Genomic DNA, 26989 nt, shown 5'->3' with positions numbered 1-26989 from the left:
TTGTGAACACCCCTGCGTTTCTAACTTCTATACATCCAATGGTTTTGAGGATAGACAATAATCGTATGCCATAAGCATAAACTCAATTGCTAGTCTTTTCTCATGATTCATAAAATCATGCCCAAGTAATTCTTCAATCTTTTCTAATCGATGATAAAGAGTTTGTCTGACAACAAATAATTTCTTTGCTGCTTTTTGTTTGGATCCATTACAGGCTAAATAAACCTTTAAGGTTTCCATAAGTTTACTATTTGTCATTTTGTCATAATTAATAACTGGTCCTAAATATTCAAGAATATATTCACTTAAATCTAAATGACCATTTAAAAAGGAAATTATTCGAAAAACATGCAAGTCATCATAAAAATAACTATGAGACTGTTTGGACAAGCGATCTTTAATACGTATCGTCTCAATAGAAGTTTGATAGCTAATAGGGATATCGGCTAATTTTTCTACATATTTTCCAACCCCTATAAACGGCTTGCAAATTTTCAACTCTATCTCTAGTAATCTTTCTATCCCTTCTTCTGTTCTTTTCTTCCATGTATCTGCACTTCTTTCATTGAGCAAAATAAATATAATCATATTTCTCTTCTCAATTGATAGGATTGTAAAACCTCTCTGCTCAAAAATAGTTCTGAAATATAACTTAAAATAGGTCAAATCGACATGGGAGTGATTTCGTAATGAATCTATTTTACAGAGGCAAGTGACCGCCCCCTTTAGATTACTAGAAGGTATTAGATAAGATAGAAACTCAGTTATTGAATCCTCACTATGCTCACCATCCAGCCATCTTGTCATCCATTCCGTTTCTTCTCCTTTACGCTTTTCCTCTATATAAAGTCCTCGTAAAAAAAAATGAGCTAGAGCTGTTGCTGTTCTATCCAGTATCAATTGATCGAACTCTGTTAATTCCCTTACTTTAGAAAGAATAACAAGCTCTGCATAATGATCACCTAATAAATCAATCGGTAATCTTGCAATTGAATATAGCCGTTCAGGTGCAGCAATATCAATCCCGCTTTTTGCTTGGATTACTTTTAGAAGTCTAATTCTTTCATATTCTGTTACATTTGGCGTAAATTGTATTTCTTTATTATTAATAACAATGATTACCTGTACTTGTAAGTAACTCTGGATAAACTTTAAAATTTCACTAAAATGCTCGACTGCTAATATTTTTTTATTTAAGCTTTGGGAGTAGCCTTCTAATTCTGAAATCATTTTATATTGATTATTAATGAGGAGTGTATGGATGTCATGTGTAATTTCTACAAAAGGTACTTCTTTATGAAAAAGTATGATTGGAAACTGTGATTGATCAGCAATCTCGATGACCTTTTCCGGAATCGAAGTGGTGTATGTACCTACTTCAATGCAAAGACCTGCCACTTGAGCTTCAATAAATTGCTTAACTATTGAGATAAAAAGTTCTGTTTCTCTCCAAGCAACACCTGTTGATAAGATTAATTCACCCCCCCTTAGTAAATGGCCGACATTAGGAGCTTCTACAATATGAACCCATTTAACTAAACGGTTTAGCCCTTCATTTCTAGCGATCACTTCAATATTTTCAAAGTGTTTCCTTTGCAAAATATCTTTGACTTTTATAGATTTCAATTAAAAAACTCCTCTATAATTGAATTTTTTAATGATTAAACCTATTATAAGTTGATAACTAGTAAAACGGAAATTACTTTTTATCTATTATGAATATTCTTACAAAATAATAATAGAGAAACAGACCTTTTTTCATGAAAAGGTCTGTTCCTCTATTATTCACCTAAGTCCTCGCTTAGCTTTTTTGTACATTTTTTAAATTTTTATGTTTGTTTAATTCACTCCAATTTTTAATGATAATAGAATCCGGTAAACTTTAGTTAAATTCCATTTATTTATGAATTCGTTTCCGAAGAATTAAGATTAGATTCCGATTATTTATGAAAAATGACACTAAACCGCTTCACTACCCCTTCTAACCTCATCCTGCACAAATAGAATGCCGAGCTCATGATGGTCTCCTTCGTATAAGGCTCTTTGTGCGAAGCGGACTTGTCCATTTACATCAAGCACTTCCAGCTTGCAATGCGCACGATTTTTCAAAAGTGCTTCATATAAGCTATTTTTATCATGGACTGACACGCCATTCACTTTTGTAATAAGTTCACCAACCTGTAAACCCATATTGCTAGCTGGAGAACCAGGAATAATTCCTAGGATCATCACGCCATTATTTCTTTTCGAAAAATAAAAAGGATGATTCCCCTCTATCATTCTCTGTCTTAAAGTAATAAGCTCCCTGCCAATAATCGCAATTGTCACGACAGCAATGGCTGCGAGCGGATACCAATAGCCCGAAACGGATAAAAGCAAAACGAGAATCCCAAGCACCATGACCTTTTTTCCGACTGCTTTAATAGCTTCAGTAGGCAGCTTTCCCTGAACCTGCTGAAAAAATCCAACAGCAAAAGGAACGAGTATAATGGAATAAGTGCCTCCGCCAACTGAAAAAACTGGCCACCATTCAAATGGAGCTTGCAATGCCTCACCAGGAATAATTAAAAACAGCGGAAGCAGCCAAATACGTTTCACCTCATGAATGCCAACCCTTTGCCCCCGCTTGCTTTTTATCAATTTAGGAGAAGTTCCCTTCCGTCCATTTTTGAAAATAAGGATCCCTTCCCCAATTAAAAGGAGAGCTAGAAGAACAGCAATAGATGGAAAAACCGTCTGCTCCTGATCCGAAACCGAGGTTAAGAAGGATGGAAGTGGCCATTTTTGCTCAATAGCAAATATCGTAGCAAAGAAGGCGAAACCCAATGTATACGCAGGCGCCATCCACCGTATCTTTGTTGTTAAACTCCATAATACTGTAAAAGCAGCAGTAAAGAGAATGGTCTCCATTGGAATCACGAGACCTGCGGATATTGAAATAAGTGAAGTGATGAGCCCAATTAAGATTCCGAGCGGCAGCAGCTGTCTTAGCTCAAAATATGCATTCTCTGCCCGAACATGAAAATCCCTTCTCTCCCGCTTTACACGAGAAACGCCCAATACAGCCGCAATAAAGAAAAGGTAATAGAAAACAGGGTGAAGAAAAAGCCTTCCTATTCCTTTTAATATTTCAATCAGCCATTCTAAAGCCAATCTATCCACCTACCTCTACTAATAAAATACGATTGAAAGTATGTAAAAAAGTTGCTTTCCACTTACACACACAAATATCTATTACTCTATATTCTACCAAATTGTACTCTTAAAGCCTATTGCTATATTACCGAAAAAAATTAGCACAGAGACCACTCCCCATGCTAATGAATACTTATTACCGAGCAAGAAATCTCAGTGCCGTTTGCAGCTGAATGTCATTATCTTCTTTTTTCTTTTCCGCAGCTACTGCCTGTTCAAGTGCCGAGGCGGTTTTTTTATCAATTCTGCCGGTAGCCTTTAAGTCATTTTGCAGTTGGAAGGCTCTTACAGCGTTCATCGTTGATTCACTGAAATAGCCGTCTTTACGACCTGGGGCAAAGCCTAGAGATTCAAGAATTTCTTGTGCATTTTTCACCTGTTCATTATTCATTTCCTTCACTAAGGCTTCTTCAACTTGAAGGGGAGGTGTATGATAAAGAGCTGGTTGCTTTACCTTAAGTGTTGGCACTATACCTTTATGATGAATCCAATTTCCATCTGGAGTCAGCCATTTAAAGAGAGTTAATTTAATATTACTGCCATCTCCCATCGGAAATGGCTGCTGAACAGTCCCTTTTCCAAATGTATTTTCCCCGATTAAGGTATAGCCTTGCGCTTCATTTAGGGCACCTGCCAATATCTCGGAAGCAGAGGCACTGCCATTATCAATCAGAACAGCGATAGGGTATTCCTTTTTCTCTTTCAAGCTCGAAAAATATCTTTTCTTTTCTCCGTTTCTTTTTTCAATTTGTATATATGGTTTTTTATCTGTAACAAACTCATTCAAAATTTCCTCAACTGATATAAGAAGCCCTCCTGGATTCCCACGGACATCAATAATTAAGCCTTCTATTCCTTTTTTCTCAAGTTTTTGTAAATGCCCCTTGAATTCAGATGCCGTTTCTTTCGAAAACGAAGTGATCTCTAAATAACCGATTGCCTTTCCGCTTTGCTTTTTTAAATCAGAATAAACGGTGATTTGAGGAATTTTATCCCGCTTGACATGAATAACGAGGGGCTCCTTCAATCCTTGACGGGCAATTTCTAGCTTTACCTTCGTCCCTTTTTCCCCACGTATTTTTGAAGTCGCATGAAATAAATCCAAGCCTTCAATACTTTCACCATCTACCTTTAAAATTTGATCCCTCGGCTTTAAGCCTGCTTTTTCCGCTGGAGAATCTTTAAATGGAGAAACAATAACAATTCTCCCATCCTCCATGCCTACTTCAGCTCCAATCCCTTCAAAGTTGGACTCAAGCGTATCATTGAATTGCCTCACTGTCTCCTTGTCCATGTAGATGGAATATGGATCTGAGAGGGACGCAAGCATCCCTTGAATTGCCCCTTCTACAAGCTCCTTTACTTCTACCTTCTCTACATAGCTGTTTAATATTAAGCTATAAGCCTTCTCTACTTTCTTTAGATCCTCGTCGCTCATCTCTGCTGGAAAATTCCCCTCATCTAATTGGGAAGAATGGTTTTCGATGCTATTCTCTAGTGCACGATGACTGATCCACTTCATTCCTGCATAGGTACCGCCAGCTCCGGTCAACAAGGAACCAGTCATTAACAGTGCTATCCATTTCCTGTTCATACCCCTCTTCCTTTCTTACCGCTTTTTCCTTCACATCTGCCTAATTGCAAATAGGCAAAGTTGACTATTAATAATTCAATATATGAAAAAAAGGGACGGGTTATGAGAATTTTATTACAAGTGGGAATGTAGCTTGGATAGCGAGGAGATTTTTTAACGAAATGCTGTGTTAAAGCTCAGTGTTGATAATGCTAATTTGTTGTTGATTCTTGCTGCAGGCGCGAGATCCTCGAAAATGCATTCGCATTTCCTTCGTGCGGTGTTTATTCAGGGAAGATTATTCAACGTCCTGCGGGAAAAGCGAGTCAAAGGGAGACCCCACAGGAGCGATAGTGACGAGGAGGCTTCCGGACCGCCCGCTACGCTTTAGTGCCTGCAGTGGAAATAAACAGGGAAGTTTATCATAGCCTAAGAACAAATGCGCAAGCGCCTTCGGAACAATTAAAGGACAAATTGTTTCTGAGATGAATATTCAAAGAAGCTTTCCTTTGTGCTCACCTCCGACAAGCACAAGACGAGCCTCACGGAAAGGTGTTCTTTACCTTTCTGGGAGGATTGATCGAAATGTGAAGGCGACTGTTTAGGGACGACTGCATAAGACGAGCCCTGTAAGAAGACGCTCTTTGTCTTCTGGAAGGGATCGGCTTATGACGCGAGTCCCTAGGAGCCGTAACTAGACAAGCTTTGACCTCGAGGTCGACAAAAACGCGACGTCCTCCCAAAAGCTTCTCTTTTGGTCGTGCGATGTGTCGCTGACGTAGCTTTCCTTGTCCTGTCGCATTGTCGACACTAGTACGTCCTGTACGTCGGAGGTAGGCGCTGGAACTGAACGTAGATAAACTATATCTTAAGTTATCAACAGATAGCGAAAATTATAATTCCTATATAACAAAAAAAGGAAGAAGCCGCAGCCTCTTCCTCCAAATTTCACTATACTCTTAAAAATTTCCTTACAGACATCATACTTCCCCAAATCCCGATGAGACCACCCATTAGAAGAAGCAATGCAGATACTTGATATACAAAAGGATTATAATTGAGAAGCTCAATAAAATTGCCTTTTAGCTTCGGCTCTAAGAAATCAAAGATATAATGGTAGGATGTAGCGACAAATATGATAGGCAGGATCGCACCGAGAATACCGAGCCACAGCCCTTCAAGGAAGAATGGCCATCGAATAAAGGCATTCGTCGCTCCTACTAATTTCATAATCTCAATTTCTTTTCTTCTTGCCGTTATCGTAATCTTAATCGTATTAGAAATTAAGAACATCGCCGTAAATAACAATCCTACGATCAGAACAATTCCGAAATTTCGGCTTGAGTTAATAAAGGAAAAGAGTTTTTCAACACTCCCTTGCCCATAGTTTACCTTAGCTGCATATTCCATTTTTTCAATTTTCTTAGCGACCATCATTGTATCGGCCGGGTCCTTCGTCTTGACAACGAAAACATCATTTAATGGATTATCTTGTTCAAACAGCCTATAGGCTTCCCCTTCTTCTCCAAAGCTATCGATAAGATTATCTAATTCTTCGTCTTTAGGGGAATAGCGAACTGATTTCACTTCAGGAATCTTTTCAAGTTTCTGACCTAACTCTTTTTGGTCCTGTTCATTTGCAGCGACATCAATATGAACGCGGATTTCTACCTGCTGTTCAAGATCCGTTGCCGCTTTATTCATATTCATCATAATAACAAAAAATACTCCAACCAATAAAAGAGTCACCGTAACAGCACTAGCCGACGCAAAGGTCATCCAGCCATTTCTGGCGAGGCTTTTCAAACTTTCTTTTAAATGACGGTTTAAGGTTCTAGCTTTCATATCCGTAATCACCTCTTTGCTCGTCACGGACAATTTTCCCGCCTTCTATTGCAATAACGCGGTGTTTAATGGTATTTACAATTTCCTTATTATGCGTTGCCATAACCACAGTCGTACCCCTCGTGTTAATTTCATCAAAGATGTTCATAATTTCCCATGAAGTATCAGGATCAAGATTACCTGTCGGCTCGTCTGCGATAACCACTTTAGGAGAGTTCACGATGGAACGTGCAATCGATACACGCTGCTGCTCCCCTCCAGACAATTCAGTCGGAAGCATCCGAGCTTTATGCTTCAAATTAACTAGATCTAAAGTTTCCATAACCTGTTTTTTAATATACTTTGGCTGCTCCTCTGTTACCTCTAGAGCAAATGCAACATTCTCGTACACGGTTAGAGTCGGAAGTAATTTGAAATCCTGGAAAACAACCCCAATATTACGTCTAAGAAGAGGTACCTTGCTAGATTTTAATTTTGCAAGATTTACACCATTAATTGTGATTGTTCCACTTGTTGGCTTCTCTTCTCTATACATCATTTTAATAAAAGTAGTTTTCCCCGCACCACTTGGACCTACAACGTACACAAACTCTCCTGCTTTAATATGCACATCTATTCCATTGGCAGCGATAACCCCGTTTGGATACTTCTTATATACATCTTGCATTTCTATCATTAACATCACCTAATCTATTATGTTTATTTAGAAAAGCGGAAGAGACTTCGCTTCTATTAATCCTATATATAGTAAAACGCATTCATCTCATATTATGAAAACTTCATTCGCTAAAAAACGACAAAATTCGACCGGAAAATAACTACGATGCTCTTGGAAAATTCCATACACCCCATTATAACATCATAATTTGTCTTATTACGTTGAAAAATTATTACATTTTCTTTTCAATATGAAAATATACCTATTTTATCTAATTTTATAATAATCTATTTTTTAAGAAGAGAAGAGGTCTGAAAGGAAGCTGAATTGACCACCACTCGTAGTTTTCAGCGGAGAAGTGGTCTGAAAAAGAGCTAAATAGACCACTGTCCGTCATTTTCCTCTATCATCCAAAGACAGTGAAAAATATTATTCATAAGCAATAAAAAAACGTTCTGCAATAACAATAACAGAACGTCTTTTGAGAACTTATTACTTTTTAGCGGCTAACCACTCAGCAACCTTTGATGCCTCATCGCCTTTAAGAAGTCCAGGAGGCATTTGGCCTTTACCGTTAGCGAGGATGTTTTCAATATCTTCCTTGGAAAGCTTAGAGCCTGCTTTATCAAGTGCAGGACCTACTCCACCTGTAAGGTCGCCTCCATGACAGCTTGAGCACTTTTGATCATAAAGCTTTTGAGCATCTCCAGCATCAGCTGTAGTGGTTTCTCCACCATTTGTTGTACCTGTGTCTGTGTCCTTCTTATCTGCATCATTTGCGCCACCGCAAGCTGCAAGAACAAGAGAAGTACCCATAAGTAATGCAAGAAGCTTCTTTTTCACTGCAAAATCCTCCCTCTGGAAAATTTACATACTACAGCTACATTATACCAATATTCTACACCCGTTTGAAACCCTCACCAAGCACCTCAGAAGCGTCAGTAACCACGATAAACGCTGTCGGGTCAATGGTTTTGACTAATTGTTTCAACTTTGTGAACTCCGTCTGGTCAACGACACACATAAGAACTGGGCGCTCATGATCAGTATAACCACCGTATGCTGTTAGTTTTGTCACTCCACGGTGAATTTTATTCAAAATTCCTTCACGAACTTCAATTTGTTTATCCGTAATAATCAATGCCATCTTTGAACGGCCAAACCCTATCTGAACAATATCAATCGTTTTACTTGTTACATAGAGGGCCAGCAAGGCGTAAAGGCCTCTTTCAATATCAAACACAATCGCTGCTGTAAGAACAATTAAGCCATCAATCATCACAACACATGTCCCTAAAGAAAGACCGGTATATTTATTTATAATTTGCGCAGCGAGATCTGTCCCGCCAGTAGATGCCTTCCCTTTGAAAACAATTCCCAAACCTAGACCAACCCCGATTCCGCCAAATAAAGAAGCTAACAAAGGGTCATGTGTCCATGGCTCAAAATCCTTTGTTAAAAAAACGACAAAAGGAAGAAAAATCGTTCCAACAAGTGTCTTTACACCGAATTGCTTACCTAGTAAGATTACTCCTGCAATAAAAAGCGGAATATTTAAAGCCCACTGTACATACGCAGGCTCCCAACCAACAAGCTCATTTAAAATCGTACTAATTCCGCTCACCCCTCCAGAGGCGACCCGATTCGGAAGCAAAAACACATTAAAAGTAAAAGCGATGATAGCAGCACCAATCAGTACGTAAATATATTCTCGAATGATTCCCGATTTTGAGCTTTTTATTGAATCAAGCTTATTTTTTCCCATACAACTTCTCCTTTAATTCCCTGTCAGCAAAGTATCGTCTATTCATGTGAAAAATACTGCCTCGAAAAGCCTTAATTTTTTTGTTAATTCGACAGTTACCGACAGAGTATAGCATGGGGATAATCATGTGTAAATGCCATTTGATTGCTGTATTAAAGGAATATACTGATTTAGATTGTTAGACCTCATTTTGTAGTAGATTATGGATTTTTCCCTCGAACTATTAAATAATTTTTGATAGGATTTTTCATTAAGACTCTGTGATATAATCTCGATAAGGAGGTGAGAAAATGGAGAATATTCTTAATGAAATTTTGGCCGAGTTAAAAGAGCATTCGAAGAGATTTGATACCGTTGACCAAGAGCTTGGCGAAGTAAAAGGAAGATTAGGAAATGTTGAAAATAGGCTAGAGAATGTTGAAGACCGTTTTGTAAATGTTGAAAATAAGCTAGAGAATGTTGAAGACCGTCTAGGAAATGTTGAAAATAAGCTAGAGAATGTTGAAGACCGTCTAGGAAATGTTGAAAATAACCTAGAGAATGTTGAAAAAGGTCTAAACAAGCTTGAAAACACTGTTCAAAATAATGCAACAGAATTTAGAAGCCATTTTAAACATATCGAGTTCAAGCTGGATCAGCATGAAGAAACCTTTCGCATTATATCTGATAAGTTAACAGGCGAAAAAAACGATAGTAAAGATTTCAATGATAAAAGCGGCACTCACTAAGCAGCAGTGCATACAGTCGTAAGAAAAATTCCACGTCAAGTAATTGCCTCATTTCTTTCATAGGCAAACGCCAATTTTTCCAACATAAAAAAGCCTTTGCCAAACTGAAAATTAGGCAAAGGCATTAATTTTAACTTAACTTCGAACGAAGGAATCCATCAATAAAAGGATCAAGTTCTCCGTCCATAACTCCTTGAACATTACCGGACTCTGTATTTGTCCGATGATCCTTTACCATTGAATAAGGGTGGAAAACATAGGAACGAATTTGACTTCCCCAGCCAATTTCCTTTTGTTCGCCGCGGATATCCGCGAGTTGCTGCTCCTGCTCTTCAATTTTCCTTTGATAAAGCTTTGCTTTAAGCATTTTCATGGCATGTTCACGGTTTTTAATTTGTGAACGCTCAGTTTGACAAGTAACGACAACTCCGGTTGGAATATGGGTAATCCTCACGGCAGAATCTGTTGTGTTTACGTGCTGACCACCTGCACCACTAGAACGGTAAGTGTCTACCTTTAAATCTTCTGTGCGAATATCAATATCAATCTCATCATTAAATTCAGGCATGACCTCACAGGAAACGAAGGAAGTATGTCGGCGACCAGAAGAGTCGAACGGTGAAATCCTTACTAAACGGTGCACGCCTTTTTCCGCCTTCAAATATCCATATGCATTGTGACCTTTAATTCCAAGTGTTACACTTTTAATTCCGGCCTCGTCACCCGGGAGATAGTCCAATGTTTCAACCTTAAAGCCTTTCTTCTCTGCCCAACGAGTATACATACGAAGAAGCATGGAACCCCAATCCTGAGACTCCGTTCCTCCAGCTCCTGGATGCAGTTCAAGAATCGCATTATTTTTATCATAAGGCTCACTAAGAAGAAGCTGAAGCTCAAACTCATTCAAGCGCCTCGCCATTTCCTTTAATTCACTCTCGAGCTCTTCCTGCAGCTCTTGATCATTTTCTTCTTTAACAAGCTCATATGTTAACTCAAGGTTTTCATATGTTTCATTTAAATCATATAGTTCATGAACCTGATCCTTTAATCCATTAAGCTCCCCAATTACAACCTGCGCCTGCTGCTGATCATCCCAAAATCCAGGCTGAAGCATTGTATCATCAAGCTCAGCAATCCGTGCCTCTTTATTTTCTAAGTCAAAGAGACCCCCTAAAGTCCGCCAATCGCTTAGCTGTTTTTTCTAATTCATTGCGAATTTCTGCTAATTCCAATTTCGTCACCTCTTATTTAGTTTAAATCGTAACCATTATTAGAAAGACTTGGCACTCGCTAAGTTTTTCCGGCGATGCCTTAGTCTTTCTTATGCGATGTTTTTTGCAGAGACTAAAGTAAAGTCTCAATTTCACTTTAGCACGTTAAAAAACTAAACTTTCAGATTAGCTTAAAAACATGATACTTATTATACTGCTTCACTAAAATAATTTCACATAAAAGTTCGTGTTCGTCAATTTTATTTTTATTAAAGGTATATTTTTGTAAATTCCTAACCCTAAACAACCTTCTAAAAAAGAAAAAAGAAAGCCGGCTTAGCTATCTTTAGCGGCTCGCCGGCCTTCTTTATTTATTAAATGCCACAGCAGTTTTTATACTTTTTCCCGCTTCCACATATACATGGATCATTTCGGCCAACATCAATTTGTTTGGTGACTGGCTTTTTCTTCACCTTTTCTCCGTCTTCCTTTGGATTCACGGCTTGGCCTTTTGCCACTTCCTGGCGCTCAAGATTATTGCGAATTTCTGCTTTCATAATATACTTCGCAACATCTTCCTCAATAGCAGCAATCATATGCTCAAACATTGCAAAGCCTTCTTGCTGGTATTCTCTGAGCGGATCAATTTGTCCATATGCACGAAGGTGGATCCCTTGGCGGAGCTGATCCATCGCATCGATATGATCAATCCATTTCGAATCGACAGAGCGAAGAACGATTACCTTTTCGAATTCTCGCATTTGCTCAGACTGAAGAACTTCTTCTTTTTCATCGTATCGTTCTTTCACTTTTGCAAAAATGACTTCAACGATTTCTTCTGAATCCTTGCCACGGAGCTGATCGATTGTAATATCTCCTTCATGCAGAAGATTTCCATTCACAAAATCGATCAGACCTTGTAAATTCCACTCTTCCTCATCTCCGTTATTAGGAGCGAAGCCTTCAACATTACGCTCAATGTTAGCCATAATCATGTTCTCAACGATTTCGCGAAGATTCTCTGACTCTAATACTTCGTTACGCTGTGTATAAAGAATTTCACGCTGCTGGCGGAGAACATCATCATAGGAAAGAAGCTGTTTACGAGCATCAAAGTTATTGCCCTCAACACGTCTCTGTGCAGATTCAACAGCCTTGGACACCATTTTACTCTGAATTGGCTGTGTATCATCCATGCCTAGACGATCCATCATTGATTTCATATTATCAGAACCGAAGCGGCGCATTAATTCATCTTCCATTGAAAGATAGAATTGGGTAACCCCCGGATCTCCTTGACGTCCAGAACGTCCGCGGAGCTGGTTATCAATCCGGCGGCTCTCATGACGCTCCGTCCCAATGACGGCTAAGCCCCCTAATTCTTTAACCCCTTCACCTAGCTTAATGTCCGTACCACGACCTGCCATATTCGTTGCAATCGTAACGGATCCTTGTTCACCAGCATCGGCAATGATTTCAGCTTCACGGCCATGGTTTTTCGCGTTCAAGACATTATGGCGAATCCCTTTTTTCGTTAAATATTTTGAAATCACTTCTGATGTTTCAATCGCAACGGTACCAACGAGGACAGGCTGGCCTTTTTCATTACGTTCAGCAATATCCTCAACAACGGCACGGAATTTTCCATCAATCGATGAATAAATCAAGTCTGCACGATCATCACGAGCAATCAGACGATTCGTCGGAATCACAATAACATACATATTGTAAATATTGCGAAATTCCTCTTCCTCTGTTTTCGCAGTACCCGTCATTCCCGCAAGCTTTTCATACATACGGAAGTAGTTCTGGAAAGTGATCGTAGCAAGCGTCATGCTTTCATTTTGAATTTCCAGACCTTCTTTTGCCTCAATTGCCTGATGAAGACCATCACTATAGCGACGTCCCTTCATCAAACGGCCTGTGAATTGGTCAACGATGACAATTTCTCCATCTTGAACGACATAATCGACATCAAGATGCATGCTTGAATGAGCTTTTAATGCCTGTGTAATATGATGGTTTAAAGAAACATGCGTAATATCGAATAAGTTGTCAATGCCAAAAGCACGCTCAGCCTTCGTCATGCCCTCTTCTGTCAGCTGAACCCCTTTTGTTTTTTCATCATACGTAAAATCTTCTTCTTTTTTCAAAGTACGGACAAACGCATTTGCTTGAATATAAAGAGAAGTCGACTTTTGTGCTGTACCAGAAATAATTAACGGAGTACGAGCTTCATCAATTAAAATCGAGTCAACCTCATCAATTACAGCATAAAATAACGGGCGCTGTACTTTTTGCTCCTTGTAAAGAACCATATTATCGCGCAAGTAATCAAAGCCAAGCTCGTTATTCGTGCTGTACGTGATGTCAGCAGCATATGCAGCCTGTTTCTCTTCTTTAGATAGGCCATTTAAATTCAAACCGACCGTTAGTCCCAGGAATTCATATAGCTGCCCCATCTCAGTCGCATCACGGCTCGCAAGATATTCGTTGACCGTAACGACGTGAGCCCCTTTACCTGCTAATGCATTCAAATACATGGGCATCGTAGAAGTTAATGTTTTCCCTTCCCCTGTTTTCATCTCGGAAATATTTCCATCGTGAAGGGAAGCACCCCCCATGATTTGGACAGGATACGGATATAATCCAAGGACACGTCTCGCTCCTTCTCTAACAACCGCAAACGCTTCAACTAGTAAATCATCTAATGACTCACCCTTTTGATAACGTGCTTTAAATTCCTCCGTTTTTGCCCGAAGGTCTTCATCTGAAAGCTTTTCCATATCTGAAGCCAAAGCCTCTACTTGTTCAGCTATTTTCGTAAGGCGTTTTAGTTCGCGTTTATTTTGATCGAACACTTTATTTAAAATTCCAAGCATTTAAAACGCTCCTTTATATTGGATATGAGAGGACAATTATGAAAGCCCTAGGCAAAACGCTTTGTAAAAAAAAGCGATTAAAAATGGCCAAAATTGGCCTGTTTTTAAAACTTCGCCGCTTTCCGGCTAATTCCTCCCATGATAGCTCGTATTTATTCCTATTAATATTACCACTTTCAAAATGGAGTGACAACTTATGAGGGGTGGACAGGAGAACGGGAGTCATTGCTTAAGAAAAAAGCTGCCTAATATCTTAAAGGCAGCTAGCAAGGTTCTATTTTTTTAGCTACGTTAAACTTTAACACAGCCATTTTATATAATCAAAACCCTTCCTCATCTCTTACCACGCAGCAATCGCTCCGTCCGTGCGCGCCTCTGTTCCGCCCATTAACACACCTGTTTTTAAATCTCGCCAAATGATTTGCCCGCGGCCAAAGCCGCCTAAATCAACCATCATTTCAATTTGGTGCCCTTTTCTAGTAAGTGCTTGAGCCAATTGATAGGGAAAATGCGGCTCAACAAGCACTTTTTTGTTCTCAACCCATTTCCATCTTGGTGCATCTAGAGCAGCTTGGGGATTAAGGTGAAAATCAATTGTATTCATAACCACCTGCATATGCCCTTGCGGCTGCATATAACCCCCCATTACTCCGAAAGGACCAAATGCTTGATCTCCTTTTGTTAAAAATCCTGGAATAATTGTATGATACGTCTTTTTCCCAGGCTTCAATGAATTAGGATGATGGGGATCAAGTGAGAATTCATGCCCTCTATTTTGCAAAGCGATGCCAGTCCCCGGAACAACTAGCCCTGAGCCAAATCCCATATAATTACTTTGGATGAAAGAGACCATATTCCCCTCTTCATCAGCTGTGGCCAAATAAACAGTACCTCCGCTTTTCGGCTGATACGGCCATGGAATTATGGCATACTCGCCGATTTCAGCTCTCCTTGAAACCGCGTATTCCTCTGATAACAGCTCCTCTACCGCTACCTTCATATCCCTTGGATCTGTAATAAAAGCGCGGCCATCCGTAAAAGCAAGCTTCATCGCTTCAATTTGCTTATGTAAGGTATCAACAGAATCCCGATGACAAAACGAAAAGCCTTTTACAATATTAAGAGCTAAAAGCGCGATCAATCCTTGTCCGCTCGGAGGAATCTCCCACACATCGTATCCACGATAATTAACCTTAATCGGATCCACCCATTCCGCTTGATAGCCTACTAAATCCTCCTTAGATAGAAATCCATGATATTTCTTAGAAAATGCGGTGATTTTCTCCGCTAGTTCCCCTTTGTAAAAACTTTCTGCGTTTGTTTCCCCAATGGATCTCAATGTTTCGGCATGATCTTTTGAACTCCAGATCTCTCCAACTCTCGGAGCTCTTCCATTAGGAGCAAAGATTTCAAACCAATACTTGAACTCATCTTCTTTAAGAATTCGCTTAAAATTTTGATAGGCATACTCCCAATTCTTGCCTAAAGTAGGGGTCAAAGGGTACCCATTTTCTGCATATTCTATGGCAGGCTTCAGTACTTCCGCAAATGAAAGCTTGCCAAATCGTTTCGATAATTCCGCCCACCCTGATGGTGCACCCGGTACAGTAACAGGCAGCCATCCGTGGACAGGCATTTTTTCAAATCCTCTTTCCTTCACTGCTTCAATCGAAATCGATTTCGGAGCTGGACCGCTTGCATCTAATCCATGCAACTTTCCGTTAATCCAAACAAGCGCATAAGCATCCCCACCAATGCCATTGGATGTCGGCTCTAAGACCGTTAAGGCTGCGCCCGTTGCAATCGCGGCATCAATCGCGTTTCCACCCTTTTTTAATATTTCTAAACCGACCTGAGCGGCTAGCGGCTGTGAGGTGGCAATCATTCCTTTTTTGGCCATAACCGTTGTTCGTTGCGACGTGTATGGATAATAATGAAAATCAAAATTCATGGGGATCACCCTTAATAGTTTTATTATTTTGATTATACCAAATAATAAAACTATTAAGGGAAAAATTTATCCACCAAAGGCATAAAAAGACCTACACTCAGTCTAAAGTGGAGGTCTTTTTTCTATTATTGTGCTTCAATTAAGCCGTAACGGCCGTCTTTGCGCTTGTAAACGACATTCGTTAAGCTTGTTTCAGCATTCGTGAACACATAGAAGCTATGGCCTAACATGTTCATTTGCAGGATTGCTTCTTCACTGTCCATTGGCTTTAAATCAAAGCTCTTTTGGCGAACAACTTCAAGATCGTGATCGTCATCTATAGGTGTTCTTTCAGATTCATCTAAAGTCACGAACATAGCAGGAATATTGCCTTTTTCACGGAATTTACGGTTTACTTTTGTTTTATGCTTGCGTATTTGACGCTCTAATTTATCAGTGATTAAATCAATCGCTGCATACATATCATTATGAACTTCCTCTGCACGAAGCACTAAATTCGGCATCGGAATCGTTACTTCTACTTTAGAAGTTTTATCTTGATAAGTTTTTAAATTAACATGTACGGTTGATTCAGGAGTTTCAGTAAAATACCTTTCCAATTTAGCAATCTTCTTCTCTACATACTCTCTAATTGCTGGAGTTACCTCAATGTTTTCACCACGAATGTTAAAATTCATAAGTGAGCTCCTCCTTTTCGTTATACAAATGCTGTGCTTTCAAGGCTTGCTCGATTTTTAACGGCTTCCTTTAAAAGCACTAAGTCTTTTAATAAAGACTATATGTTACAATTCTATTTTACCTTATAATACTCCTGCTAGTACAGTGAAAAAGTTTGAGGGATTTGTCGGTTTTGTGAAGAGTAAACGATTAGTATTGGGAAAAGAAAACAAAGGAAATGAATATTCCTGTTGATTTCCGCTGCAGGCACTAAAGCGATCGCGGGCGGTCCGAAAGCCTCCTCGTCGAAGAGCGCTTCTGTGGGGTCTTCCTTTGACTCGCTTCTCCCGCTAGACGTTGAATAAACACCGTTCAAAGGAAATGCGAAAGCATTTTCGAGGATCTCGCACCTTCTGCTCCAATCAACAACAAATTAGCATTATCAATACTGAGCTTTAACATAGCCTTATTAAAAAATACCACAGCACCAAAAAGGTCTGTGGTAGAAATTTTTCCACTCTAAAATCCTCAAAAAGCCCCCCTTTAGAGGGACGAATTTTATACTTTCAAGAAAAAGAGCAACCAGATTGCTAAATTATCCTTTTAAATCGACGGTTCCTCCAAGATGCGGTTGTGCAGCATTCTGCAGAGCTTGCAAGTCTGCTCCGCTTAGCATCTGATTGATAAAATTAGCATTTCCTTCTGCTTGATTCATAGCTTTTTTCATCACTAATATTGAAGCTTGTTGCTGAACTTGACTTTGGCTTAGTGCCATTGACATAAGAGCTATATTCACATAGAGCCCTCCTTTTTTTCTGTTTCCTTTTAAGGAATAAAGCTGCGTATTTTCCTAGAGGTCAGAGGTGAGATTAATTCTTTTTATTCGAATCAAGTATAAATATTAATTAGCATTCCCTTAATTTCGCCTACCATGGCAAGGATATCTAAAGACTTTGATTCTTTATCAAGAACCTCATTGGTTAAATCGATGAGCTTTTTATCCACTTCTTTAACCAATTTATGGATTCGAGATGCCCCCCGTTGACTAAATCCAAAATGCTCTTGAAGCTCTAAGCCATTTTTTACAGCATCATTCATAAAGTCTTTAACCATTTTTTTATATTTCCGAAGGCTTTCAACAGTGCGTTGCTCAACAAGCTTCTCTCCTTGTTGTTCAATATCCTTTATCTTTGATTGAAGCAGCTCCAATGTTTGTTCATGACGATTTCTGTCCATGACAGTTTGAAAGGATATAGAATCCTTTGCCACTTTTTCTTTTGAACCAATTTGATTAGATATTGAGGTTTTAGAAACTCTATTAACTTCCATAATTCAACACCTTTTATTTATTAATATCCTTTATTTGTAAATATGGCTTCTCAATCTCTTCCATCAGATTTAAGATTTCAGCAATTAGCGCATATAATTGCGGAGGAACAGAATCACCTAAATCGACTTCTATCAAATGCTTAAGCAAGGTGGAATCCTCTTGGATTGGAATATTACTTTTTTGAGCAGCAGCGATCATTTTTTGGGCAAAACGGTCTGAATAATTAGCCAATTCAATTGGATCAGTCTTATCTTCAAAGTCATAGCCATTATTAGCTTTAGATGGAGAAATTCTTTGTTTTGGCATATTTTGATTAAAAAACTTTTGTGACTTCATACTTTAAAATCATATCCTCCTTCTGAAGAGCTTTGTGTAGGAGCTGATTCACTAGGTAATGTAGTTGCTTTACTTCTTTCCTTCACTTGTTCTTCAAAAGGCTTAAATTGAATTTTACCTACTTTATATCCAATTTCATTGAGACGTTGAATAGATTCCTCTGTAAATGGATCCGCTTTTTCTGCAAACTGTTCATGATCATTCTTTAAAGTAATAGAAAGATTTCGATTCGTTGCATTTACCAATATCCCTAAATTTCCAAGCTTTTTTGTTTCTAATACAAAATATAAACTGCAGTTTTCCCAATCAATCCCTTTACCCTTCTTTTGAGAATTGATGAAAACCTTCACATTTTCATTTTTATCATTTAATAGCACAGGAAGCTGCATAAATAATTGCTGCATACTTGTCGAATCCGATTTATTTAGTAGTTGTTGGCCCGTTAAGTTCGTTAAAGCTTGTTCTATAGATTGAACGGTCCTCGGATTTCCATCCTCTCGTTGAATCATTTTCATTAATGACATTTTAAGATTCGATTCAACCTCACCTTTTGAAGATCCCATAAGTACATGAGCGGCTTGATTTTCATGGGTTAACCCTAGGCGCTTAACAGTTTCAAGAACCTGTCTGGCAGACTGCTCCTGAGCAGAAATCGGCTTAATAGCTTGCTGAAGCTCAGTCAATAATTGTTTCGGAGATTCCATTTCCTTTTGCAGCAGACCTTGCTCTGAAACAAAGTGCATCATTTTTGTATTCGATGGCTTAAATTGGATGTTATTCAGTACAGTCTTTACCTCTTTTACGATTTGACTAGCTCCAGCAAAATTTCCTGCAGTAAGCAAGTCTTTTGCTTTCGCTAATTGTGAGCTCGCTGATAACAAATCCTTCTCCGTGCTCATATCCGTATAAAGCATATAATTTCCCTTTAAGATAGCATTGTCCAATTTATTTATAGTTGTCTCCAGCAGCTGTTTCACTTGATGAGGATTGTTCGTATTATTTCCCTCTAAGCTGCGATGAACATGATCTAAATATTTAACAGCATCCTGCTTCACTTTTTTAAAATCAATGGCCATTTGAGAAAGCTTTTTTGTAATTTCTGTTACTAAAATATTTTTAGAATCCAAACGAAGCGGTTGAACAATATCATTGATAAGAGCTTGTTCAGACTGAGATAGTGTAATTGGACTGTTTGTTTTCAGATCTTGTTGGCTTTCTTCCTTCACGTCACTACTTATAGAAGCTTGTTCCGGCTGTAGATCATTAAATTTTTCCACATTCTGACTAGAAGCTTGTGTACGATTAAATTCACTCTCATCCATATTAGTGTCCAAAACCAGATTCTCTTTTACACTATTTAACGGCTGATTTGTTTGTTCTTTTTTATTCAAAAATGGCAGTTGCTCATCTATGTCTTGCTCTAATGTAAAATTTAACCCTTCTAAGTAATCAAGCAATACATTAGCAGCTGATTTTCCATTTAGAGCATTGTGTATGGCAGAAAGATTCGTAGTCGTAATCTCTAAGTTCCGTTGTGCCAACGCTTTTATTGATGAGAATTTATCTTCATAACTGCCGCTCCCCTTTTGCAAAAACTTCTGAAGGGCAGCTACATCATCCTTATCAAGACTATATCCTTTATTGGATAAATAGTGAATAGCATCTCTTAATTCTGGATGTGAAGCAGGATCTAAACCCATTTTTACCATCAAATCGTTAATTAATTTATTTTGGTTGCTATCAGAGGTCATATTTTGCGAAATTGGTTTAAGAATAGCCTGTCCCTTTTCATCAAAACCAACAACCTCAACGAAAATACGATCATTTGAAGGAATGTTCCCCTCAAACTTTGCTGTATACTCTTGACCTTTTATTAAAACAGTTGCTTTATGATGATCGAATCTTTCTTTAATCAAAGCCTGAGCAACCTCACCAGCTCGAATGGCTGAAAAGCCTTCAATGATTTGCAATTGTTGTCCTAATAATAAATTATTCACTTGCATAGGAAAATCACTCCGTACTTTAATAGTCCTATTGCTTTTATCGACAGGATGTGGGGAAAATAAAGGGGAAATGGTTGAAGGATAGTAGTTTAATTTTTATATTTATCTCTTCAAACCTGTCGTTCGTAAACATAAAAAAATACAAACGTTTTTCGAAAAGCAAAAAGGCTGTTTCTAAGCCGAATAGTTGACTTATGAAACAGCCCCATTAAAGTTATCCTGTAAAATCAATACATTCAATTTATTCAGGAGTCGACATCATTTTTTTCGATCAAAATAATGTCCATCAAATGATGAAGCAGAATAAGGATCGTTATTATATCCCTTAAATGCAGACATTCCTTTCTTAGCCTGAATGATATCATGCTGTATGGACGTCTTGATCTTCTCCATTTGGTTTATGATGTCTTCACTAATATCTTGAATCTCTTTCAATTTGCTCTTATCATCACTTGTTAATAAATTTGGGTCAATGCTTGCTAAAATTGTACCACGTGTTTCAAGGTATTTAGTTAATTCTTCAATTTGCTGATCTCTATCACGATGTTTCTCTTTTGAAACAGAAGACTTTAACTGATTTGTAATCGCATATAGCTGTTCGATACAGTCCATTTAAACAAGCCCACTTGCACTATATTGCTTCTTACGATTGATGATTAATGCTTCTTTCCATGTATCGCGGAATTCTGTTACCAAACCTTCTACTTCACTAATGATTTCTGTATCATTTTTAATATTCGCTTCTATTAATCTGTGATTCATATAGTCATATAACCTTCTCATATCCTTTGAGATAGGATAATCAAAATTGAGAGTAACAATTAACTCTGAGATTATATTTTGTGCTTTAGAAAGATTAGTATGCTTCGCCTCGATGTTTTTATCTTGAACAGCTTTTTTCGCTAGGTTCAAGAATTTTAAACATCCATTGTAAAGCATAAGTGTTAATTCACCAGGAGAAGCAGTTAAAACAGCGTTCTGTTGATAAGTCTCGAATTGTTTCTGCATGTTTATAATATCCTCCTAAAAAACAAGTTCATCATCTTATTTTAACCTAACATACCAAGTATGGAACTGCTTTGTGCGTTCATTTTGTTAATCGCTTGCTCCATAGCAGTAAATTGCTTCCAATAACGATTTTCGATCATCTTCAGCTTATCTTCCCATGTCTTCATTTGAGTAGAAACATCATTTATTGATTTACCAAGAGTGCTATTATCAAGATTTACCGCGGTATTTGGGCGACCTGCCTTTTTATTCAAACTATCAATAGTTTTACCAACTTGATCATATACTCTCGTAGCAATCCCATCATCGCTCGTAAATAATCGTTCTACTTCATCTGGATTTTTGGCGATCGCTTTTCTTAATTTATCTTCATTGATATCTAACTTACCATCCTTGGACATATAAGCAGTCGAAATACCAATTTTAGAAAGTGAATTAAACTGGTCACTAGGTATACTTGAAACAGGATTATTCATTTTCCCTCTAAGATTGGTTAAAGCGTCTCTAATGATTGGATCGTTATACAATAACCCTTGTTTAGCCTTCTCATCCCACTTCTCTGCTTCTTTCTCTGACAAATCCTCTCTTTGCTCATCAGTCAATGGCTGAAAATCACGATTACGAGGCGTTTTCACTTTCGAATTTAAACTATCAATTAAAGAATTATAACTTTCTACAAAATCTTTAATGTTATTGAAGATAGACTCTGTGTCGGATTCGACATTGATTGTAGTAGTAGTCCCTGCTTTTAGAAGGGTTAAATCAACACCGTAGACAGTTACCTTATTCGATGTTAAATTGGTAATTTCTGTTCCATCAAATTTAATTTCCGCATCCTTTCCTTCCACCCTAAATGGTGGAAAAGCAGGGCTAGTGGCTGACGACCCATTAAAGATTAAAGAAGCAACATTACCAGTTATATCATTTAACTCGATGCTTTGCGCTTTCCCCATCTCCTTACTCGTGATCACAAAGCTAGATGTTGTTTCATCAAAAGAAGCTCGTAAATCTAAGGACTTTCCTGATATACTGTCAGTTGCGGATGCAATTTTGTTAGCCAATGATGCAAAAGTATCAGTATCATCAATATTAATCGTTGCTGACCCTTTTGCTGTAGTAATATCAAATGATGCAGTTTCTCCTTCAATCAATACTTTATCAGTCGCCTTTGCTGCATTCCCAGTTGTATTATTAATTGCAGAACCTGATTTAATCTTCGCAACCTCAGCCAATTGCTTAATTTCCAATTCATATGATCCTTGTATCGCATTGCCTTTTGCAGAAACCAATGCATTAGTGGTATTAGAAGAAGTCGCCTTATATCCATTAAAACCACTTGAATATCTCAATTTATCTGCTTTACTTTGAAATTTACTAAATTCAAGATTCACATCTCTGTATGCATCCAGCTGCCATGACATCCATTCCTTTTTCTGAAATAATTTATCCAGTGGAGCACGTTCTGCTTTCATTAAATCCCTTATTATCGCAGTTGTATCAAGACCAGATGCGAATCCGGTAATTCTCATTGTGTTATTAACCATTTAAGAACACCTCCATTAAATTTTGTTATCTACGAATAATCCTAAATATTCCTTCATCGCTGCATACATGTCTAACAATTTCTTAGGTGGTATTTCCCTCACCGTTTCACTAGTTACATCGTTTATAAGAGTTACATAATACGTCTGTAATTTTTCGTGGTACATATACTTTAATGAAGTATGCGTATTTCCTAATACTTGGTTTATATCTGTCACAACTTGCGCTAAATCCTTTTCTTGTATAACTTTTTCTGTATTATTCTCAGGCTGCTGTTCTAAGATGTTTGATTGTTGCCCCTGTCCTCTCACAGATTTATTACTTTCAAAGCTAATATTCTCAATAGAAGATCTGGAAATTGAATCAACAGAGCCCATCTTTTTCCCCCTAGTCATTGTTCTACTTATTACATCGGATAATTTTACAAAATATTTACCACTTAAGGGCTATTAATCTGCTTTTTGCAGGTATATAGTTATATGCCGAAGAAATTTCATAGTAATATTTCGCCTTTTCCTTCTGATTAAACATTTCATAGTAAACGCCTAGATTATAAGCCACAAGGAACGAGCCTGTTCCTAATACAATTTCTCTTTCATTTCGTTCTCCTAATGCAAGACAAACTAAATAGGATCTCTCAATTAGAGGGAGAAAATCAATATTCTTAGCCGTATCACTTAACACAAAATTCATATAAAAAATTCCGCAAACAAACTGATAATCAGGACTGTTCCCTAAAGGGACATTCATTTGGTCGATAATTTCAAACGCTGGATAGTATTGTTTTAGTTCGATTAATGTATATATATAATTGACGACCAAATCTGTAAAGTATTCCTCTGAACGATCAGCTACCTGATAACTTTTCTTAAAAAAATTGGCTGCTTCCTGAAAAAGACTCATTGTTTTATATTGTCGAGCAAGCTGATATAAGATATAAGCATTCTTTGGATTGTTAGACAACTCTTCTTTTAAAATAGTAAGATTACGCTCTGATTTATCTGTTTGAAAATAACCTGTATGGAATACATCAATAGGCAACTCAATTCGAGGCAAATTAGATACCACCTGTTCATGAATTTTCCCGGAATAATAAGCACCTTTTGGCAGTAATCGAGAAATATATATTTGTGAATACCGTTCTTCATTGTTTTGGATAAAATTGCTTTTTATATTAATTTTCCCGACGAATTTATCAATTTGAAGCAATCAATTCAATTTGTCCTTGTCTTAGCCCATAATCTGCTCATCAGCATCAAGAATTAGGCTCCAGTCTGAGTTTGATTTAGACAAGGCAAAATTAGGGGCTGATGAAAAATCGTTTATCCATTTATATTCATAGACTCTAGCACAATTTGTCTTTGCAAATTCCATCGTATTATCTGCTTTAATATCGACTTGGGGTGGAATTTTTGAATTGGAGAAAAAGTGGTTATTTATCTATCAACCTTTGTACCTCACAATCAATAGGGTAAAAAATCTAAAAGCTGCGGATTAGAATTTGCTCCACAGCTTAATAAAATGAAAAGATCTTTTGTTTTTTCTTTAAAAGTTGTCCTTAACTATATTTCACCAACTAATTATGAACTTCCATAAACATTTATTGAACTTAGAGAATTAAATTCATTATTTTTTCCTTGTCATTAAAGTCATAATCCGTATTATTATTAACCAACTTAACCTGTATTTTTACTCAAGCTATTGTTTTTTCCTATTGAAATAACTTCAGCTCCTACGATTTCAGCATCCTTATCTATCCATGAATTTTCACCCCAAAAATCAAAATTGGCTATTTTGTTGTGTGATTATTTGATCCTGACTCCTTACTACTTTCTTGCTTGAAACAGCTTCTTCAAATTCAAATCTTTTTTTTCTTTCTACAAACACACAAAGTAAGTTGGTTTTGCATTTTTCACATATCCTATTTGCCTTACTTGCCTAATAATTTGATTATAATAATTGTCTTCATCATAAATAAAAGTTTGTCCTTATAAATCTAACAGGTCATATTCCATTAGTAATTCTCCAACAAATTCATTTATATTATATTCAAACTCATGAAATCGATTTAAAGGCTTCTCATCTCTAGTAATCCCTGGGTTTGTTATTTCTCTATTTGGTGTAGATACAATATAAATCCCCTCATCTTTTAAGACCCTTGCAGATTCTTTTATTAGATTAAAACATTTTCGATATGCTCAATTGTTTCAAAAGACACCACAACATCAAAAGATTCGTCATTAAAGTTTATATTATTAACATCTCCAACAAGTAAATCTAGATTCTCTTCTTTGTAAGTCTTTATAGGTTAAAATAACGATACTCGTTTTCATCATCTCATCCTTTTATCAAAAATCTATTTAACCCATTTAGCTAATGGATATTTACGTTCTATTTCATTTTTTACTAACGTCATACCTTCTTTATCATTCAGTTCTTCATATACATGAAAAACTTTTTCATAAAGCTCGTACTTACTTTTTAAACTTATTACACGGTCATAAAAGGAGAGTGCTTCGACGTACTGTTTCTGCTTAACACAAGTATCAGCAAGTAGCTCAACTATAAGAGGATTATTTGCAGAAGTATTATAATCTTCTAATAAAATATTCTGAGCAGCTTGGGACAAACCATTTCTATTTAATAATTCAGCTATCTTTAAACTACTATTTGGAAATGTTAGTAGAATTTTAATAATAGAATTAAACTTTTTTTCTTCATTCATATAGATTAATTTTTCAATTATAAATAAAAAAATCTCTTCCAACTCATTGCTTAAATGCTGTCCCTCAACTTCTTCACCGTTAACAACTTTATTTAGGATTCTCCATTCCTTAGAACTTATATTAATTTTATTTTTACACTTAACAAGAAGTTGATTTTGATTAAGCAGAAAACTAAGTAGAATCAAGTCATTAACTTCGCTAGCTTCAATATGTTCAATGGATGACCAAATTTCATATGCCTCTTCATATTCTTTGGCATAGAGCTTTGAAATTCCAAGTACGGATGAATCAACTTTTACTTGATACATTTCTAAATACTCTTTTAAAAGTGGACTTTTGGAAACGGTTAACACAATAATGAGATTTCTAAGATCAGTAATATTCTGTACAGGAAATATACTACTTAAATGCTCTTTTACCTGATCAAAAGGTATTCTTGTTTTTTGTACAACCTCTAAATACATTACTAATGCAGGCATATGATATTTATTGAATTTTATCGCCTCAATCGCCATATCAAATGCCTTTAAAGTTTGCCCCTGCTTAATATAAATACTTCCTAATCTTACACACGCTAAAAAGCTTCCAACCCCTTCTAATGTTTGAAATAATTCTACTTCACCTAGCTTAAGGCATTGTTTATAGGCCTGTTCAGCATCTTGAAGATAATTTAATTCTTCGTATATTCTACCTTTCATAAAATGAAAGTCTGTATGATTTGGGAAACTTTCTATTGACGCATCTACAACATTCAACGCTTCCTCAAAGCGTTCTAGTTGCCTTAAACAATCAATCATATTATAAAGAAGATATTGAATATATAGGCGATCCTTCGAAAGAGGAAAAGCAATTTGATAGGCATCCAGTGCTTTATCAAGTTCTTCATTCGATTTATATTGATTTCCTAAATTATAATAATTGTAGCCACTAGGATTTTTTTCAACTTCATCAAGTAATATTTTAATATTTCGTTCGTGTTTATTTTTTTCCTTTACGATTTCGTCCTTATAACCTTCATGATTGATAATTAAATCACCAAATTCATGAGTCAAATTTAGTGATTTATCTTCTACATTTAAGTGCTCATGGATTTTCCCAAAGTATTGTAATCCTCTATTGTTTTTAAATAATCTAACTGCCGGATGATAAATTGCTCCTCCACTTGAAAGATAGTTTTTTATTCGAACAGTATAATGATCTTTTTCAGTCTCCAGCACTTTTTCAAGATTACTGGAATCATCCAAATATTCATCCGCATCTAAAACTAATATGTAATCTGAAGTGGCTTTTTCTAATGAAAAATTTCTTGCAAAAGAAAAATCTGCTTTCCACTCCAAATTATAGACTTTTGCTTTAAATTTACTCGCTATCTCTATTGTTCCATCAGTAGATCCCGTATCTACTATAATTATTTCATCTACCTTACTCTTAACACTAGATAAACATCTCTCTAAAAATTTCTCCTCGTTTTTGACGATCATACATAAAGTAATCGTTTTTTCCATCATCTTAATTTACTCCTAATTTTCGACATATTCTACTATTTATATCGGTAAAACTATAAATAATTTTAGAGGAA

Annotated in this window: 24 protein-coding genes; 1 reads left to right on the top strand and 23 read right to left on the bottom strand. The window is 37.0% G+C overall.

Annotated features, from left to right (window positions below; all coding sequences use genetic code 11):
* Positions 1-27: 27 nt before the first annotated feature.
* The 7 genes from KHA94_RS08705 to KHA94_RS08675 form a co-directional block, all read right to left on the bottom strand.
* Positions 28-1626: a PucR family transcriptional regulator gene (locus KHA94_RS08705; protein ID WP_213101743.1), complete on the bottom strand. Its 1599-nt coding sequence runs from the start codon at positions 1624-1626 to the stop codon at positions 28-30.
* 333 nt (positions 1627-1959) lie between these two features.
* The gene (locus KHA94_RS08700; protein WP_213101742.1) at positions 1960-3153 is read right to left on the bottom strand and encodes a PDZ domain-containing protein; all 1194 of its coding nucleotides are present in this window, start codon (positions 3151-3153) and stop codon (positions 1960-1962) included.
* Between the two features lie 178 nt (positions 3154-3331).
* Entirely contained in the window at positions 3332-4789 is a 1458-nt protein-coding gene (locus tag KHA94_RS08695; RefSeq protein WP_213101741.1) for a S41 family peptidase, read from the bottom strand.
* Between the two features lie 930 nt (positions 4790-5719).
* Positions 5720-6613 (bottom strand): permease-like cell division protein FtsX, encoded by an 894-nt coding sequence (gene ftsX, locus KHA94_RS08690; protein WP_213101740.1) that lies wholly within the window; start codon positions 6611-6613, stop codon positions 5720-5722.
* Entirely contained in the window at positions 6603-7289 is a 687-nt protein-coding gene (ftsE, locus tag KHA94_RS08685; protein ID WP_213101739.1) for a cell division ATP-binding protein FtsE, read from the bottom strand. The genes ftsX and ftsE overlap by 11 nt, the downstream gene beginning before the upstream one ends.
* A gap of 474 nt (positions 7290-7763) precedes the next feature.
* Positions 7764-8114: a cytochrome c551 gene (cccB, locus tag KHA94_RS08680; RefSeq protein ID WP_213101738.1), complete on the bottom strand. Its 351-nt coding sequence runs from the start codon at positions 8112-8114 to the stop codon at positions 7764-7766.
* Between the two features lie 55 nt (positions 8115-8169).
* On the bottom strand, positions 8170-9036 hold the full coding sequence (locus KHA94_RS08675) for a YitT family protein (RefSeq protein ID WP_213101737.1): 867 nt from the start codon (positions 9034-9036) through the stop codon (positions 8170-8172).
* A 290-nt stretch (positions 9037-9326) separates the two neighbouring features.
* On the opposite strand from KHA94_RS08675, the gene KHA94_RS08670 reads away from it, so the two are divergent.
* Positions 9327-9764: a DUF4349 domain-containing protein gene (locus KHA94_RS08670; protein ID WP_213101736.1), complete on the top strand. Its 438-nt coding sequence runs from the start codon at positions 9327-9329 to the stop codon at positions 9762-9764.
* 130 nt (positions 9765-9894) lie between these two features.
* On the opposite strand, the gene prfB is transcribed toward KHA94_RS08670, so the two are convergent.
* The 16 genes from prfB to KHA94_RS08590 form a co-directional block, all read right to left on the bottom strand.
* A protein-coding gene (prfB, locus tag KHA94_RS08665; protein WP_213101735.1) for a peptide chain release factor 2 occupies positions 9895-10996 on the bottom strand; the annotation gives its coding sequence in 2 pieces (ribosomal slippage) (positions 9895-10923 and positions 10925-10996; 1101 coding nt in all).
* Positions 10997-11349: 353 nt separating this feature from the next.
* On the bottom strand, positions 11350-13857 hold the full coding sequence (gene secA, locus KHA94_RS08660; protein ID WP_213101734.1) for a preprotein translocase subunit SecA: 2508 nt from the start codon (positions 13855-13857) through the stop codon (positions 11350-11352).
* A gap of 340 nt (positions 13858-14197) precedes the next feature.
* A complete protein-coding gene (locus tag KHA94_RS08655; RefSeq protein WP_213101733.1) occupies positions 14198-15808 on the bottom strand; it encodes a gamma-glutamyltransferase family protein in 1611 nt (536 codons plus the stop codon).
* Between the two features lie 125 nt (positions 15809-15933).
* Entirely contained in the window at positions 15934-16485 is a 552-nt protein-coding gene (hpf, locus tag KHA94_RS08650) for a ribosome hibernation-promoting factor, HPF/YfiA family (RefSeq protein ID WP_213101732.1), read from the bottom strand.
* A gap of 575 nt (positions 16486-17060) precedes the next feature.
* Complete coding sequence (locus tag KHA94_RS08645) at positions 17061-17261, bottom strand: putative motility protein (protein ID WP_213101731.1); 201 nt, start codon at positions 17259-17261, stop codon at positions 17061-17063.
* Between the two features lie 92 nt (positions 17262-17353).
* Positions 17354-17794, bottom strand: a complete 441-nt coding sequence (locus KHA94_RS08640; RefSeq protein WP_213101730.1) for a YaaR family protein — start codon at positions 17792-17794, stop codon at positions 17354-17356.
* Between the two features lie 13 nt (positions 17795-17807).
* The gene (locus tag KHA94_RS08635) at positions 17808-18131 is read right to left on the bottom strand and encodes an EscU/YscU/HrcU family type III secretion system export apparatus switch protein (RefSeq protein WP_249365405.1); all 324 of its coding nucleotides are present in this window, start codon (positions 18129-18131) and stop codon (positions 17808-17810) included.
* Complete coding sequence (locus tag KHA94_RS08630) at positions 18128-20134, bottom strand: hypothetical protein (RefSeq protein ID WP_213101729.1); 2007 nt, start codon at positions 20132-20134, stop codon at positions 18128-18130. Before KHA94_RS08630 ends, KHA94_RS08635 begins: the two co-directional genes overlap by 4 nt.
* A gap of 258 nt (positions 20135-20392) precedes the next feature.
* The gene (fliT, locus tag KHA94_RS08625) at positions 20393-20746 is read right to left on the bottom strand and encodes a flagellar protein FliT (RefSeq protein ID WP_213101728.1); all 354 of its coding nucleotides are present in this window, start codon (positions 20744-20746) and stop codon (positions 20393-20395) included.
* Complete coding sequence (gene fliS / locus KHA94_RS08620; RefSeq protein ID WP_213101727.1) at positions 20747-21142, bottom strand: flagellar export chaperone FliS; 396 nt, start codon at positions 21140-21142, stop codon at positions 20747-20749.
* 41 nt (positions 21143-21183) lie between these two features.
* Positions 21184-22686: a flagellar filament capping protein FliD gene (gene fliD / locus KHA94_RS08615; RefSeq protein WP_213101726.1), complete on the bottom strand. Its 1503-nt coding sequence runs from the start codon at positions 22684-22686 to the stop codon at positions 21184-21186.
* A 15-nt stretch (positions 22687-22701) separates the two neighbouring features.
* Positions 22702-23061, bottom strand: coding sequence for a flagellar protein FlaG (flaG, locus tag KHA94_RS08610; protein ID WP_213101725.1), 360 nt, complete (start codon positions 23059-23061; stop codon positions 22702-22704).
* Between the two features lie 55 nt (positions 23062-23116).
* Positions 23117-23740 (bottom strand): tetratricopeptide repeat protein, encoded by a 624-nt coding sequence (locus KHA94_RS08605; protein ID WP_213101724.1) that lies wholly within the window; start codon positions 23738-23740, stop codon positions 23117-23119.
* Positions 23741-23914: 174 nt separating this feature from the next.
* Entirely contained in the window at positions 23915-24058 is a 144-nt protein-coding gene (locus tag KHA94_RS08600; protein WP_213101723.1) for a hypothetical protein, read from the bottom strand.
* Between the two features lie 799 nt (positions 24059-24857).
* Positions 24858-24989 carry a methyltransferase domain-containing protein gene (locus tag KHA94_RS26640; protein ID WP_213102255.1) on the bottom strand — a complete coding sequence of 44 codons (132 nt, stop codon included), beginning with the start codon at positions 24987-24989 and terminating at the stop codon, positions 24858-24860.
* A 51-nt stretch (positions 24990-25040) separates the two neighbouring features.
* A complete protein-coding gene (locus KHA94_RS08590; RefSeq protein ID WP_213101722.1) occupies positions 25041-26918 on the bottom strand; it encodes a glycosyltransferase family 2 protein in 1878 nt (625 codons plus the stop codon).
* Positions 26919-26989: the final 71 nt, after the last annotated feature.

The sequence above is a fragment of the Cytobacillus citreus genome (assembly GCF_018343665.1).
Lineage (GTDB): Bacteria > Bacillota > Bacilli > Bacillales > Cytobacillaceae > Cytobacillus > Cytobacillus citreus.
Note: the sequence above shows the minus strand (reverse complement) of the source record. Positions and strands in the feature narration are given on the sequence as shown.

Coding starts and splice junctions, on each gene's coding strand:
- KHA94_RS08695 (WP_213101741.1), bottom strand. CDS start 4,789: ATGAACAGGAAATGGATAGCACTGTTAATGACTGGTTCCTTGTTGACC.
- ftsX (WP_213101740.1), bottom strand. CDS start 6,613: ATGAAAGCTAGAACCTTAAACCGTCATTTAAAAGAAAGTTTGAAAAGC.
- ftsE (WP_213101739.1), bottom strand. CDS start 7,289: ATGATAGAAATGCAAGATGTATATAAGAAGTATCCAAACGGGGTTATC.
- KHA94_RS08675 (WP_213101737.1), bottom strand. CDS start 9,036: ATGGGAAAAAATAAGCTTGATTCAATAAAAAGCTCAAAATCGGGAATC.
- KHA94_RS08670 (WP_213101736.1), top strand. CDS start 9,327: ATGGAGAATATTCTTAATGAAATTTTGGCCGAGTTAAAAGAGCATTCG.
- secA (WP_213101734.1), bottom strand. CDS start 13,857: ATGCTTGGAATTTTAAATAAAGTGTTCGATCAAAATAAACGCGAACTA.
- KHA94_RS08655 (WP_213101733.1), bottom strand. CDS start 15,808: ATGAATTTTGATTTTCATTATTATCCATACACGTCGCAACGAACAACG.
- hpf (WP_213101732.1), bottom strand. CDS start 16,485: ATGAATTTTAACATTCGTGGTGAAAACATTGAGGTAACTCCAGCAATT.
- KHA94_RS08640 (WP_213101730.1), bottom strand. CDS start 17,794: ATGGAAGTTAATAGAGTTTCTAAAACCTCAATATCTAATCAAATTGGT.
- KHA94_RS08635 (WP_249365405.1), bottom strand. CDS start 18,131: ATGAAGTCACAAAAGTTTTTTAATCAAAATATGCCAAAACAAAGAATT.
- KHA94_RS08630 (WP_213101729.1), bottom strand. CDS start 20,134: ATGCAAGTGAATAATTTATTATTAGGACAACAATTGCAAATCATTGAA.
- fliT (WP_213101728.1), bottom strand. CDS start 20,746: ATGGACTGTATCGAACAGCTATATGCGATTACAAATCAGTTAAAGTCT.
- fliS (WP_213101727.1), bottom strand. CDS start 21,142: ATGCAGAAACAATTCGAGACTTATCAACAGAACGCTGTTTTAACTGCT.
- fliD (WP_213101726.1), bottom strand. CDS start 22,686: ATGGTTAATAACACAATGAGAATTACCGGATTCGCATCTGGTCTTGAT.
- flaG (WP_213101725.1), bottom strand. CDS start 23,061: ATGGGCTCTGTTGATTCAATTTCCAGATCTTCTATTGAGAATATTAGC.
- KHA94_RS08600 (WP_213101723.1), bottom strand. CDS start 24,058: ATGGAATTTGCAAAGACAAATTGTGCTAGAGTCTATGAATATAAATGG.
- KHA94_RS08590 (WP_213101722.1), bottom strand. CDS start 26,918: ATGATGGAAAAAACGATTACTTTATGTATGATCGTCAAAAACGAGGAG.